Origin of the sequence: Treponema primitia ZAS-1, assembly GCF_000297095.1 — a bacterium.
GTDB classification, from domain to species: Bacteria; Spirochaetota; Spirochaetia; order Treponematales; family Breznakiellaceae; genus Termitinema; species Termitinema primitia_A.
This window is the reverse complement of record NZ_AEEA01000075.1, coordinates 1-15,881: the sequence shown is the minus strand read 5'-3', so window position 1 is coordinate 15,881 and position 15,881 is coordinate 1. Positions and strand designations below refer to the sequence as shown.

The 15,881-nt window shown below is 54.0% G+C and carries 1 protein-coding gene; it reads right to left on the bottom strand.

Annotated elements, in window-relative coordinates; translation table 11 throughout:
* Window positions 1–215 precede the first annotated feature (215 nt).
* A complete protein-coding gene (locus TPRIMZ1_RS19015) occupies window positions 216–15,869 on the bottom strand; it encodes a hypothetical protein (RefSeq protein ID WP_232616828.1) in 15,654 nt (5,217 codons plus the stop codon).
* Between the last annotated feature and the right edge of the window lie 12 nt (window positions 15,870–15,881).

Sequence of the window (15,881 nt, the reverse complement as noted above, 5' to 3'; positions counted from 1 at the left end):
CCCGGATGGAAGGCCGGGAGGAAACTTTAAATGAGGTTCTGGAACTCTTAAAACAAGGATACCGGGCCGAGGAACTTGAAGCTAAACTATCCTCTAAAGTTATAGGTACATAAACGATATTTGGCGGCGAACCAAAGGTTCGATGTGTCTGATAGCTGCCACTAAAAGAAGAGCCCCCACGGAAAAATCCGGGGGGCTCTTTTCGTTACCGTTCTTTAGTTCTTCGGCTTCAGGTAGTAGGCAATCCGGAAACTGTCTTCATTTGTATACGCTATGCTCGCGGCCCAGGGCTTGGTAGCCGGGGTGCCCGTGGTATACCGATGGGGCCAGACTTCGATGCTGGTACGGCCGTCTCCGATCTTATACTGGGCGGGAACATTCATGGTTTCCCAACCTGTTTTAAGTACACCGTTAATATCGTAGGTTACCGTTGGGTACTTGGTGGGATCGTAATAGGCCATCTTAACCCCGTCGAAGTTGTTTGTCCTGGTGTTATCCAGGTAGGATATCCAGGGCCGGTTGTTCTTGTCCAGGGTAAGGTCCACCCAGCGGCCGTTGGCGCTTGATTCATCCACGATGAGACTGTTGCCGTAGGGGACATAGACTCCGTTTTCCCACTGCAATTTAAGGTAGATCAATTGATTTGAATTGCCCCTGAAGAAGGCTATGTGCGCATCGTTGTTCGATTGATCGATCTGCATGCTGACGTATTCCCCTGCTCCGGAGTAGTTGGGATCGGTGTCCGGCATGGCCCACTGGACTTTCCAGGTTTCCTTAAGGGGGTTAACGTCCGTAGAGGCATAGGCGATACGCAGACGCTCCGCTTCACTGTCGTAATAGGCGATAACCGGCTGCCCCCCGCTTTGGAGCTCTATGGAACTCCATTGTCCCGCCGCACTTGAACGGGGGAAGGTGTAGCCTGTGCCGCCTACGGCGCCGGCTCTGACTCGGTCATAATTTAGCCCGGTGGTAACAGGTCCGATATCTTCAGCGTCAGTGGTGCCGTCAAGGTTTATCCAATGTCGGGCTTGTAGCCTGATACCGTTGGAGTTATAACCGTCGCGAGTACCAGTACCACTACCACTCGCGGTTGCCGGGCTATTGTAGTTACCTGACGTTATTGACCAGCCGGATTTGAAGTAGACGTACTTCATGGACTTTGTATCGGTGTCATAGTAACTCACATGGATGTTATCGCCCCGGTATACTACCCTTGGGTTTTTAAACTGACGGAGTATCTTATCATGATAGGCTAGCTCGGCATTGTATTGATGAGACTCGCCGCCGCCCCTTAGGGTAGCGTCAAAATTGCTTCCTCCGGCGGGATCATAGCCCTTAAGTCCACCCGCGTGGGTTTGGTTCCAGTCCCCCGACCAGGAACGGGAATTATGGTAGAACATGGTAGGTCTGGTATTGTTGCTCGAGGAACTCCGCTGGGGATACCCAAAATAGATATCCGTGTTATCCATGTCGCCGCCGCCATCATTAGCCAGAATCTGGATGCGGGTATTTGAATCGTTGGTGTTCATGTAGACCCCTTGGGTGTCACCATCCGCCCATGAACCCCAGAGGATCCCGTTTGCGGGGTTCATGGTCATGGCGACATCCGTCCCCCCCTCGCTTCCGGAGAAGTAACCGCGGTCGCTGCCGCTTTGGCTGGCGTCGGATCGCCAGATATGGGCGGCCCGGTCGTCTATCCAAAGATCGTTGCCGACTATGCTGAGGTTGTAATCCTCCTTATTCCAGGGGTTAGCGTTTATGTTCCGGTCGTTCACCGTCTGGACGCTGTTGGCGGTCAGTTTGATGTCGCCGCTGATAGCATCGTTGGGTACCGTAAAGGTAATAGCGGTGGATGATTGATTCGATACCGTGGCTGGTGTTGTGGTAGTGTCATTGGGGAAGGTTACTGTGGTGCTTCCACTGGGGTTCTTAATATTCCAGCCCTGGGCAACCACTCTTTCGCCCCGGCTAAAGGCATACCACCCCTGCCGTGACCGGAACGAATTCCGATCCCGCAGGAGGGTGTTGATGTAGGGCGCCAGGGTTACGGTGATACGGTTGTACCCCAGGTCATCCGCAAGGTCGAGGCGCCACCCATCGGCGTTCCGTTTAACCAAACGGTTACGCCCATCGTTGGTACCCAGAGTTTCGCTGCCGGTGGTATTGGGGTGCCGTCTTACGCTGCTCCAGTTCGGGGTGCTCTGCTTGTCGGTGACCCGTACCTGGACGGTGATGTTGTCCGCCACTACGATTGGCTGACTGCTCGCGTTGACGGGCAGTGCGTTGGTATCCCAGACATAGGCCCATTCGGCCATGTGCCCGGAAAGATCGATCTGGTTGTATACCCAGGCGTTTGCCGTCTGGCCGCTTGCCGGGACCAGTAAACCACGGGTGGAGTTCGAGCCGACATCATCGGATTGGAGGATTTGGAATTCGGTGTTATCGCCGATCTTGATGAACACCCCGCCAAGGCGTTGGTTGTCGTAGGCAAAGCCCCGGAGGATTATTTTCCCGCTCAAGGTGTCCTTGCTGAATTGGGCGCTGCCGGTATTACCCTCGATGAAGTAGCTGTTCTGTGACGCAGCAAACCGGGGTTCAATGTGGCCTGAACGCTCAATGATCCGGTTGTGGTTCCTTGGGTTGTAGAGGCCGCCTTTGAGCAGGTTGGGACTGTTGGGGCCCTCGTTTAAGTTTACTGAGCTGGGGGGCTGCGCTGCCGTTCCGCTTGCCGCATTAATGCCATCAAGCCCGTTGACCCCTGCGGTTTCCCCGTAGGGGTTGAGGTCCCAGAGTTTGACCTGCGGTATAACCGTATCGCTGTTAGCCACGTTGAGCCCGATACGGACCACATCGTAGGGCTGATCCCAGATGGTGAAGTCCCCTGCGGCATCATACACATCGGTGCCGCTTGGACCTTGTTGTGTATAGCCGCCATCCGCCTCTGCACCCAAGTCGGGTATCATTGGTATCTTCAAAGAATTGTACACCCTGAGAACGAACCAGGCCGTGTTATCCGCAGCATCAGGTATGGTATTAAAATCCGTACCGCTATACGTATAGGTAACCACATGGTCGCTGAGGTCGTTGGAGATGATGTTGTTAGCCTTTAGATTAATTATGGTAAGCAAGTCGGCGGAGCCTGTACCAAAGTCGGTTTTATCCGTGGCCATAAAGGTGGTGCCCTCCCCGTATCCTTCCGGCGCTCCTACTGCTTCCCAGTTTACGGTCCCTACCTGTGTTATGGAGTAGATTTCTCCGATATCCAATGCGCTTGCCGATTTGCTAGTACGGCTGCCCACATAACCGAAGCGGTAGTGGAAGGGTCTGGCGCCTAAATCGCCGGTAATATTGAACTTAAAGCTTACCTGCCTGTTCCGCACGGTTATGTTGGTGTTCTCGTAGTTGGCGCTCACCGTTCTGTGGCCCCTGGTGTCGGTGGTGTTTCCCACCCCCAGGACATCGGTGCCGATATCAACACTGGTGACCGTAGGTGGATTGTTGCTTATGAAAATCGTATTGCTGTAATAGCTGGCGTTCCCCGCCTGGTCGTACACCAGGTAGTGCACCGTCAACAGGCCGTCGAAGAATTGGGTGGTGTCGATACGGGCGTACCATTGGTAATTCATCCCCGCATCGGCCAGGCCTTCCAGGAATCCATCGTGATCGGTATCCGTGGTGGGTTCATTTTTGTCAATCTCGATACCGGAAATGAATTTTTTGTTGCTGGCATTGTTGCCGAAGTAATCCGGGTTTGGTGTTCCGTTATCAAGGTACTCCCTGGTGTAGGTCAGATTCGGGAATTGTATCGTGGATGGTCCATTGTTGATATCAGTAAAGATCCAGGGATCGGGCTGGGTACTCGCCGGACGATCCTTATTAGCATCGTTGCGCTTTTGGGCTACCGTGATTTTGCCGGTGGCCGGCACGAATGCAGCGCCGGTATCCCTTTCGTTCAGGGGGATGTAGGTGTTGCCCCGGCTAAACCAGGCTACGACTTTCTTTATACCCTGGACGGTGACGCCTGCGCCGGTATCCCAGGCAAGGCCCTGGAGTTGATAGCTGGCGCCTGCGGCTACACCGTTACCGGTATAGGTTCCCAGGGGGAAGAAGTTGTCGATCTGGAGGCTCCAACTTGCGGGCATCTTAAAGTCCGTATGATCGGTTGCCAAGAGCGAGAGGGTATAGGTTCCGGCCCGGTTTAAGTATTGCTCCCCGTTCTTGTTCAGAAGGGTTGTGGAATCCAGGGTAAGGGATACTTCGTAGTCTAAGTAGGCCTTTCCGCTGCCGGTAAAGGGGGTACCATCATGGTTGAGGGCTGGAGCTGCATACGTTAAACCCGCAGGCGGATTACTGCCCAGGAAGGGGGTACTTGTCCGCGGATCACCTTCTACGTACATATAATAGGTACCTGCAATGAGAGTTTCGGCTGCGGTCACATTAAGGGGCTTCGCATATATTAGCGTCCCGCCTGCAGGACTGCGTTGCAGAATGTTCGAAGACCAGGCGGTGGTGTCTTCCCCGTGCCAGGTTAACTCCTTCAAACCATTATCGTCCCGAATATGGGCTGTAATGTTAATGGTACCCCCCACTTTCTTATTAGTGACGGAAGGATCGTCAAGCGCAAAGGGCGTCCCATTTTTTTGCTCCGGGGTAATGATCACGCTGTTATCGACCACAAAGGGCAATCCGTCTACAAAAGTAACCTTGACTCTGGCAATTTCCCCCATGGTTTGAGCCACATTGTGGTTAGCCGTTGGGGTGTCGTAGGCCAGGACTTGGATGGTAACCACCCTGGAACCGCCGCTTGGAGCGTTGAGCTGGCCGTTGTTGTTAAGATTAATGCTCCATTGGGTGGTGGACCCCGGCGTACCAACGATGGTTGCCTGATACCAACCATTCCTGTTGTCGTTATAGGGGGCGGCGGTATAGTTAGTATTTGTAACCAGGTCCGTCGTCCAGCCGGTATCGGTGTATATGGGCAGCTCATGGGTGGAACCCGTGTCGGGCTCGTCCCCGTTAATAACCCTGAACACCACCCGGTGTATCCAGTCATTGTCCTTGGCGGCGCCGACCACGGTGATTACACCGCCCACTTCATTTTGAGCCGCAGAATTAACCGGGTTTGGTGAAGCAATGATCACCATGGGTTGGTCTCCCTTGGGATTCACGATAACCGAATAGTTGACATACTCTATGTTGCCCGCTGAGTCAATCATCATAAATCTGATGGGCAGTTCGCAGAGGAATGTGCTGTAATTGTAAAGGGAAACATATCTTCCGATACCGTATGCGTCCAGGTCCGTGGTAAGATCCACAGAGTTGGGAAGCTTGATGGTCCAGTTGTATAAACTGCCCGCGCCCTGGGCTTTATCCAGGTTGGTTGTTATTTCAGAATCGGTGATGTAAGCAGCCGCAGCAATGGTGTTACCATCCTTGTCAATACCGGCGTTAAATTCCCGCCAGATCTTGCCGTCTATTTCAGCTGTGGTATTGGCGGGGAAACTTGCTGGAGCAAGGGTACCGGCGGTAACTTCGGTTCTTCCGAAGAGGTAGTACAGCTTGCTCACCGAATTGTTATCCACGGTTATACCGCGGATAGTCGCCTGGGATGTTATCTCAGCAAGGGGATCAGGAGCAACCGGCATCGGCTCGATAATCTGCAGCATGGGCTTCGTTATGTCCAAGGTGAAGTCCCTGGTTATGGTCATAGTCCTGCCGGCGCCATCCTTTGCTTCTATGGTAAGGGTATGGAGACCTTGCGCATACTGTGTCTTTGGGATGAGGAGCCGGTGGGTAACACCCGGCATGGACATATCGGTATACGGGGCGGCTGTAAGGGGATATGTCCCCGAGGAATCGGTTTCCATTCTTGCCCGGATTCCGGTAATGGTGTTATCGTCCGTAGCCTTGAGATAGACCGCCATGTAATCGATACTGCTTTCAGTTACTTCCGTACCGCTGTAGAAGGGCGGCGATTTAAAGTTCGCCGTATCCAGCGCCGGGGGAGCGCCATCGATGAAGAATTCTATGTTGGCGATGTCATCCCCAGGATAAGAGGTAGGAGACTCGACGATATTGATTTTGCTGCTCACATTTGGATCCGGAGACGCCTTGTCCCTAAGGTTGAAGGAGATCCGGTACTTGCCGTCGAAGAGAGAGGCGGCAGGAGTTCCGGCGTTTCTTAAATTGATAGTAAAGGCTTCCATGGTGATAAAGTTGTTAGCGAAGTCCGATGATGCGGACAGGTTGGTCCAGACCCCTTCCAGTGCGGAGGTGTACTGTTCGAGGGAGTAGTCCCACTTGTCGATCTTGTACCTGGCCACCCCTATGCCGGAATCATCGGAAATGTTCCCCTGAATGGTGGGCTGCGCATCAATTATGACTGTAGGATAATTTGCAGGCGCTGCGGCTCTGTTGGTAACCAGGTTGCTGGTGGTGATCCTTGCCGGTGTGCTATCGGTCTTGAACCGGACTTCCAGTTTCTGTTCCCTGGGCGCCCCGTCCGTGGCGGTGATAACAATGGTAAAGACGTTGGAGCCTAATCCCGATGCGGCGTTAACGAGGGTATTCATATCCGCCTGGGTAAAGGACACATTGATAGTAAGATTCTTTACAGTATTGTTGTCGATTATTTCAGTGCCCATTGTTCCCAGGCTGGTGGTATACGTGCTGTCTGTTGGAGTGCCGCCCAGCTTCTTAAGGATGGTGTTGCCCACCCTGATGTCGGCCTTAACTGAGCTAAGGGTAACATCGGTTACCTTGGCCAGAAGCTTAAACACCACATCGTCGGGATTAGAAAGATTCCCGAAGGTGTCCCCATCGGCAATTGCTTTATTAAAGCCGTCCTTCGCCGTAAGGGTTATTTCCGGGGGAAGACTGTCCAGGCGGAAGGCTATCCGCTCAAAATCGTAGACGTTAGGCTCGCTATCGCCGGGGGCTTGATACTTCATGCCGTTGTTAGTGCCCCAGCGGTCCAGCACTTTGATGTCCACATGGTGATAGCCCTGGAGTAGGCCGTAACTTGGAGAAGTAGGATCGGTACTGCTTAAAGGGATCTGCCAGCGTACGGATTTTTCGGCGCCCGTCAAATCGTTAAACCCAACCAGGAAGGTTTCGCCGGTGGCTTCTTTCCAGCTAGCAGGGGTGTCATCGGTGGAGAAACCGGCATAGTCGAAACGGTACCAGAACTTTTGGTTTTCGTGGGGGGTAGTACTGGGTAAGAACACGGTGGAATACTCGTCGAAGAAGGTACCCGTTAGTTTTGGTGTGCCGTCGGTAATAACATCCGCCACCGCCTTAAGATCATTCTCCGTGCTAACGCCGGTCTTGGGGTTGTACCAGAAAGGTGCGCCATTAGTTATACCTCTGCTGTCGATGATGTAATTCTGGTCTTCGTTGAGGGATGTGACGATGATATCCGGGCCGGAGGAATCCTTGTAGAAGGTCCTTCCCAGGGTTTCCGTGTTACCCACCGCGTCTTCTGCGGTCCAAAGGAGGCTGTGGGGCCCGTCATTCAGGAGGTTGAACGCCGTGGAAGCCATGTTCAGGGCCCAGGTTTTTGTTTCGCCTGGGCCGCTTAGTACGAGTTCACCGTCAGTAACCATGGCGCCGCTTGTATTAAAGGCGCTGACAACTCTGCTGCCGTCTATGGTAACCCGGAAAGCTCTGAGGGTGGCTTCCTTTACCGTTCCGGTAATGGCCTGGGTGGTCTTATAGGTTTCCTCAATATTAGTCACCGTTATTACCGGTTTTACGGCGTCCACGTTAAAGGTGTAGACCGGGTTCATCACTATAGCGGCCGGCTCGGAAATAATCCCCATTTGGTCAGCGGTATTATTGGGAATCTGGTTGTTTGTGTAGGGATAGTTCTTACTCTTATCTTCAACCACTACCCGGAGCTTGTAGGTTCCGTCCGTAAGGGATTTTGGAACCACATAGGTAAAGCGCCATTCCTTGTCGGAACCGGCAACCTGTGTCAGTTCCGTAAGGCCGGTGCCGGCAGTAAGTTCAATCCAGTCGCCATCCGGCACAGTAGCAGGAGGATTTACCGCCGTGCGGTAGACCTTAAGTTTCGTCCCGTCCACATTGTCGTCATCGGAGACGATTCCAACCAGGGGGTAACCGGCGTCTCCCGGGTTTAGGGTAAAGATATTGGTGGAGGCGTTGTACCCCGCCATGGCGGGAATATTCACCACCGGATAATCCGTGATCTGATCTATCGTAAGGTTCCGGGAGAGGGAGGAAATGCGTCCCGCCCGGTCCCTTGCGTATATCCAGAGGGTATAGGGTATCGTACTGGTTACATCGGCGGTGTTAACCACACCCCGGTAGGGGCCGGGCTGCAGTACGGTTCCGTTCGAGGTGTCCGCAAAGGGATTCGCTATGGGGTGCCCACCCGTATTTGCGGGAACGAAGTAGTACTTAACGCCGCCCTGGGGTGAACCGAGTATGGCATCCGTTGCGTGGTAGGGATAAATGCCGTTGTCATCCGAGGAGGAGACATTGAACCAGAAAAGACCGTTTACATATTCTGTTGTGACGGTTCCGCTGGTTTTTTCCACCACAGGAATAATACTGGTGATGCTCAGTTCAGGGGCCGTGGTGTCAACTATCACGGTGGTTTCTGTCACGGTGGTCTTTCCGGCTTTGTCCGTAACGGTGATCACATAGGTGTAGGTTCCTTCGGACAGAACATAGGAGCCGGTCTGGTCAACCACAACGTGGACCGTATCCGGGCTGGCGCCGCCATTGGAGATGGTTACGCCCTGGGCTGCGCCAAGGGGAAGCGTGGTTCCGCTGCGGGTTATTGACACCGAGGCGGTGAGTTTTTCGTCCGGCAGCTTATTGCTGTCCCAGGCGTCGAATGCAAAGGAGAAGCCGGCCTGGGCATAGATGTTTCTGGATACGGTACTGGTACCGGTGTAGGTAATGGTTCCGATTTGCGGAGGAGCCTGGTCCAGGGTAAAGGCTGCGCTTACCGGGTCGCCGGCTGTTTCCGCGCTGCCGCCCCAGTTGGTGCCGTCGCTGGCTATGACCCAAAGCCGCAGATCCCCTTCCGTAATGAGCAGGGCGCTAAAGTCGATGAATGCCGACCATTGGGTGCCCACAAGTTTATTCGCCTCCACGGCGGTCCATCCCGTTAAGTGGGTTGCGGGATAATCCGACCGTAATTTCAGCATTTCCAGGGTGGTGGCGGCGGGTTCTATGATATACCGCACCTGATCCACCCTGGTACCGTCGGCGACGTTGCCGTCAATCTGTATGGATGTCCCCTGGTAGCTGGCATTCGGTGTTGGGTGGAGAATTGCAACCAAGGGGCCCGATTTGTCAATGGTTACCAGCCGGGTTATTTCGGGGCTTGCATTGCCCATTAAGTCCCAGGCGGTAATCTTGTAGATAAAGGTTACGTCAATATTGCTAAAGTCTGTAATCGGCGTGGCAGGATTACTGCTGGACCCATATTTCCTGGGTAGTTGGTTGACAGGTGTTGCCAGAGCCCATACGCGGGGGTTGTCGGCGGACCCCAGCCCGGACATGTCGGCTTTGTCAATTGTCGCTATGGTTATGGGGCTGTCCACCAGGGTCCCGTCGGACAAACGCACCTGCTGGGTTATGACAATCTTGTCTATGTTGGTTTCCACAGCCTTGCCGCTCAGGGTAAAGTTCTGGGTCCTGATATAGGCCACTTCGGCTGCGCTTGAAGTGTCGGTGTCAACACTGATTTCGGTAAGCGCCGGGTTTGCCTGATCCACACCAAAGGTGCGGGTAAAGGCATTGCTTAGGTTCCCGGCTTTGTCGTAGGCGCGCACCCAGAGTTTGTTCACCCCGTCGCCAAGGCCGAAGTCGGCGAGGACCAGGGTGGCGGACCACTCGGTGGTAGCCGCATTGTAGTTGCCGGCGGTTTTCCAGCCATTGATACCGGCTTGGTCCAGGAGGCCCACTGGAAGGTCAGAGGCGCCGTTTATACTTGCCCAGTAAATTACCTTTTCAATTCCCGATGGGGTAATTGTTCCGGTTGGGTCGGCGGGCATGGCGTCCGCGGCTTGTCCCGCGACAGACACCGTGGCCCCGCGCACCCAGGTTCCCACATCGCCAACTATGGGATTTGTGGGATAAGAGACCGTAATAGTGTTTCCGGATCCGTTACCAATGGGAGCGGTCTTGTCAACGTTTATTTCCAGAATATTCGTTTTGGTCCGCCCGGCATTGTCGGTTAGGGTGATGTAATAGGTATAGGTGCCGTCATTCGCATCATACGCAGTTGGTGATCCGTATTGGCGGGGGAGATTTTCCGCAGAATCCATGTTCCAGGTTTTGGCGTTGGCTTCGCTCTTGCCATCCCCTGGACCGGAGAACGTAGTGGTGGTGAATACCGGTACTTCAAGGGGAGTGGTTATCCCCGCCTTCCGCTGGACTATGCTTATTGACTGGATACCGTTGGTATCCCAAGCCGTGCCGGAGAGCTTAACCGCTTTTGCCGTGGGACCGGTAATGGTGGCGAAGGGGGTGTCCGCAGTTTTTGCGGTGACCGTCAGGGTAGGATCGGTCTGGTCAACCCAGAAGGTCTTGGTTACGCCCGTGCTAAAGTGGTTTGCGCTGTCCCGGGCATAGACCACCAGTTTTTGTTTGCCCTCCAGGGGCAGGGTGTAGGGGACGACGGTGCTCCAGTTGCTGGTTCCCGATATGAGCTGGGCTTTCTCCCAGGTAGTGGAACCGGTAAAGCTGCCGTCTGCGTTAAGGACGCTGTTCAGATCTGTTACCGTAACGCTTGCATCCGCCAGCCAGTAGTAGACATCCGCTACCTGACCGGGGGCGGCATCCGTGGCTGTTCCGGTTACCGTTATAGTGGCGTCTCCGGTCCAGCTTTCAGAGGCCACCACCGCGGGGCCGCTTACCGTAACCGTTGGGGCAGAGCTGTCCACAGAAATGATGCGGGTAACCGTAGTTTCCTTACCCGCCTTATCCTTGGCGGTGATGGCATAGGTATAGACACCGTCCACTATGGCCCAGTCTGCGGGGGTTTTAATAGCCGTATTGTCCAGGCTGGGATTCCGGGGGAGGGCCTTTAAGTTCCAGGTGGAACCGATTTGCTCATAGGCGAGGGTGTTGAACGTGGAGGAATCTTCATAGGCCTTGAGGGTCTTGGTTATCGTTGTTCCGGCAATCAAAGAAGTCTGGGTTATCTTTATGCTGTCAATCTGGTAGGTGTCGGCATAGGGGCCGCCCAGATTAAACTGTGTTGCCAGCTTAAAGACATCGGCGCCGATGGTGATTTCGCTAATCGTTGGGTTTGACTTATCAACATTGAAGAGGTACGTAACTGCGTTGTTCGCCGTAGAGCCGCCTCTGTTTCCGGCGCCGTCCACGGCAATAACGTGGAGCTGATACTGCCCTTCATCTAAACTGCCGGCGTTTTCGTCAATCTGCAGGGTAATATTCCAGTTTGCCCACCCGGACACGGCGGTGGCGGGCTTCCAATCCGTACCGGTAAAGTCGAACGCCGGTGTGGCGGCGAGCGGAGCGGTGATGGCATAGTAGACGTTTGCCACACCGGACTGGGGCGAACCGGTATCCACGGCGGTTCCCCGGATAAGCTGGGTTTGGCTAAACCATGTATCAGGCGCCGGGTTGGCGGGGAAAACCGATATGGCCGCTGTCGGCGCGGTTACATCAATAGTAACACTCCGTTGTTCAAGTACCGTTCTGCCGGAAACATCGTAGGCGGTGATGGTATAGTCGAAGGCGCCGCTGCCCGTATAGGGCGTTCCCGTGCCGATTATACGGTTACTTTGTGCATCGGCCTCAGTTGCCCCAGTACCGATATTGCCGGTGATAGCAGACTGGGTGAAGGTGCCGATGGTGTAGGGCAGGCCTGCAAAACGCCAATATTGGGCTTGTTTTTTGTAGGGATCCGCCGTGTTAAGGTTGAGGATAAATGTAAGAGTTTCCTCCACCAGGGGGCCGTTCATTTTCTTTTGGACTAAAACGATTTTGTCAACCGCATTACTGTCCTGGATATACCCTTCCATGGGGAATTGGGGGTTTCTGTCGACCCTGGATCTGGTATCCGGAAGGGTTACGTCAAAGCGGGGCGCCCCGTCGTCTTTATAGAAGAAACGGACGCTGACATTATTGGTGTTGCTTGGGTAATTATAAAGTTTTAGGTCACTAACATTTCCGTGCTTATCCTCTGCAATGACGGCTACAACCCGCTGCCCTTCATCGTTCCCCAGGGAAATCTCTTTACTCCAGCCGGAAGTACTATAGTCAACTTCCTTCCATGGCCGGGTGGCATAGTCATCATCCTCGGGATCATACACGGGATCGGTAGGGGTATAGGCCGGCACATCACTTGCGTTTGCCGTAGTGGTGGCAAGCCCGGTCCAATAGAGCACCCGCCGTATGGTTCCCGGCGAGGGATCGGTGGCGTTTCCCCGGATTTCCAAGGCGGCGTTCATGGTTTGATATAATTCCCCCGGCGTGGAGATATGCGCCACTGAAGGCTTGGTGTTATCCACGGTGATTTTCCGGGTTATTGTTTCTGATTTATGCATCAAAGGATCGCCGTCGGAAATCGTTGCGTCCCATATGGTAAATACATACTCGTATACGCCATCCAGGGGAATAGCCCCAGAGCTCTCATCAAGCGCTGTCCAGGGGAGGGCGCCTAATACCCGGGTCACTGTGGTTCCGGACAGGGGAATGGAGAAATCTAGGCTCAGGGGATCGTCGGTATTGCCGTCCTTGGTTTGCTTAATATCCAATCGCGCCAGGCCGTGGCTGTCAAACAAGGCCAGGCTAAGGTCGAAGGCCGCTTTCCGCAGGGGGCTCTTGTTGCTCGTAGGGGTGGCGGTGTAAACCACATCTACCGTTTGATCCACCAAAGTTTCGGTTATGGTGGGCTTTGCCTTGTCCACCCGGAAATTGTAGGTTAGAGGGGGATAGGTAAAGGCAGGGGGGGCACTGTCGGGAATAGGGGTCTTTTTACCGCCTATATTACCGGCGCCGTCCACCGCAATTACGAACAGGGTATAGTACCCCTCTGTAAAGCTGTTTTCGGATATATCCAGGGGCACACTCCAGGGGGAGGTCCCCGAAGCGGAAGACCAGTCGGCAGCAATATCTGTCGGCGGAGTCGGCGGGGTATAGGTTCCTCCGGGGAGGGTTCCCTCGCCGTACCAGTAGTAGACCGAGTTTATACCGGTAAGGTCATTACCGCTTTCACCCCGGATATTGGTGGTGGTATTAAACCAGCTATCCTCCGGCTTATTGGCATTGGGGCTTCCGGGAGCGGGGAAGTATATTTCCGGGGGATCCACATCCACCTGTACCCGGCGTGTCAGTGTGGTTGTTCTGCCGAATCTATCGGTGGCCCTGATAGTATAATCAAAGTCGCCGCTGACACCGTCCGCATGGACATAGGTGGCGCTCCCGGTTTTCTTTATGGGAAGACTGAAACCGGTAGACGTAGTGGTGGCGGGATTCACATTAAATTTCGTATCCGTTTTCCATGCATGGTTTAGTCCATTGAGGTAGGCGCCGCCTGAGAGCATTTCTTCGGTTGTGTCGTTCCAGCTGTTAAACAGTTCGTAGGTAAAGTTATACGCGTCATCGGAGCTGCCCTGCAATTCTTGGGTAATCGTAATGGTGCGTACCCCATTGGCGTCCCCCACATATCCGTTCAAATGGAAGCTTGCGGCCACCGGTTTCCGGTTAAAATCGTTCCCCGTAAGTTCCGACAACTGGGGATCAGAAAAGTCTATGGCGTAGGGGAAATCAAAACTTGTGGATGTAGGAGTGCCATTTTCGCTGGTATAGGTAATCCCGGTATTCTTATGGCCGAGGGTATCAAAGGCAATTATCCGTACATACCTGCTTCCCTGCAGGTCAGTGTCAGGAATGGTGTAATTAATAACCCAGGAAGGGGAAGTACCGGTGGCTTTATGCCAACCGCTGCTCAACGTTCCTATGGCCGTTTCCGCCTCCGCAATAGTGGTGGGCGTGGCGCCGGGGCTTGATAATTCAGGTCCATCCCAGAAATAAACAGGTCCGGGGTGCGCATCGGTGGCGTCACCGGCAATATACAGTTTGCTGGAAGAGAAGTAGGCCGGCTGCGATGGAGAGCCGTGGGGAGAATTGACGGTAAGCTCCGGCGCCTGGGTGTCGACGCTTATCGTCTTGGTAAAGACCGCCTTGTGTGTGGGCAGGTTTATATCCGGCGTTCCGACTACCGAGGATAGATCATAAACCGTGATCTCGTACTCATAGGTTCCGTCATCGGCTCCGGTGGTAGTATTTAAGGTGATGGAAGCTCCCGAACTATCCCAGGGGAGGTTGGTCAGTTGATAAGTGTTTGCCGTTAATAACGGCGCTAACGTTGCTAACTCTGCGCCGGATTTGCCGCGCATATCTTCTTTTATAACGGTGATAGCTTGGGAGGTTGTGAGACCTTGGGGAGTAAAGGTCTGTTTTATCTCAATTCTATCGAGCTTGTAGGACTCTGCTATGTCCAGGACCAGATCAAAATTGGCCTTCTGGTTGGGAGTCAAAATGGCGCCTTTTTCCAACACCGTAGGGGCGTTTCTGTCTATTCTAAACTTGTATTCCAGGGCACCGCTCAGATTGCCGGCTTTATCCGCCGCAATAACGTAGAGGTGGTATTCCCCCTCAGCAAATAATGCTGCGGGGCTTGAATCCGGGACCGTGGTTATATTGTAAACGGACCAGCCTGTGGAGCCGGATGCTTTGCGCCAGTGTTCGGTGGGCGTCAGGTTTATCAGATCGCTTTTCGCGGCGTGGGTCGGCGCCGGAGTTGCCAGGGAGCCAATCCAGTAATAAACCGAATCCACGCCGCCGCTTGCCGGGGTATCCGCAGCGCTGCCGTTGATTGTGGCATCACCGGGGTACCAGGCGTTATCGGGCCTGTTACCGACCAATGCAATGGTGGGCGGGTCGATGTCAATTATTACGTTCTTCGTAACGATAGTTTTCTTACCCGTTATATCGATAGCAGTAATGGTGTAGTGATAGGCGCCGCTTTTGTTTGGGACCGTATCTTCGACATGGTTTCCATCCTTGTCAAGGGGAAGCTTGGGAAGGGTACTGAACATTCCTGCGGGGCTGGTAAATTTATAATCCGTACTCCAGTTTGTATTGGCCAGCCAGGAGGGTGCAGATGCAATGTAAGCGCCGGAATAATCGGACTCACCTAATTTTTTCAAATTGGGGTCCGGAGTTCCCCCGTCGTAAATCAATGTAATGGTTCTGGTAAAATCACCTGCGCTGTCGTCGTCCTTGGTCTGGGTTATAATGAGGGACCGCAGGGCATTGGAATCGCCGACTTTTCCATGTAAGTCGAAAATACCTGGTACGAGCTGGGGATCCTCGGTGATGGAGATTTCCGTCAAGGTAGGCACGCTCTTATCGTAGGCATAGGGGAAGGAGGCAGCGCTTAGCGTACCGCTGGCGGCGCTGTTGGAATAGGTTAGGTTCGCGTTCCGGTGTCCCATCTGGTCTTGGGCCTTAATCCATATACGCCGGTTTCCTTCAACGGCGCCCGTCAGATCCGTGACAATCTGCCAGCCATTGGTACCGGTAACACCGTTAGCTAGTCCCGATAGCCACCCTGAGTCGCTGTCAGCAGGGGGGGTAGCGTCATCTACGCCATCAAAATAAAGGATATTGACCACCGACCCGGGGGCGGCGTCGGCGGCGGTACCGGTGATATTGATAGCCGGAGTGATGAAGAATGCCCTTGGACCTGCGGGAGCGTCAGTGCTGGGGGGGTTAGTTACCGTAACCGTCGGCGCCCTGGTGTCCAGGTAAATAACCCGGGTTACCGCGGTGGAGTGGGACGAGTTGCCCGCCACATCAACCACCGT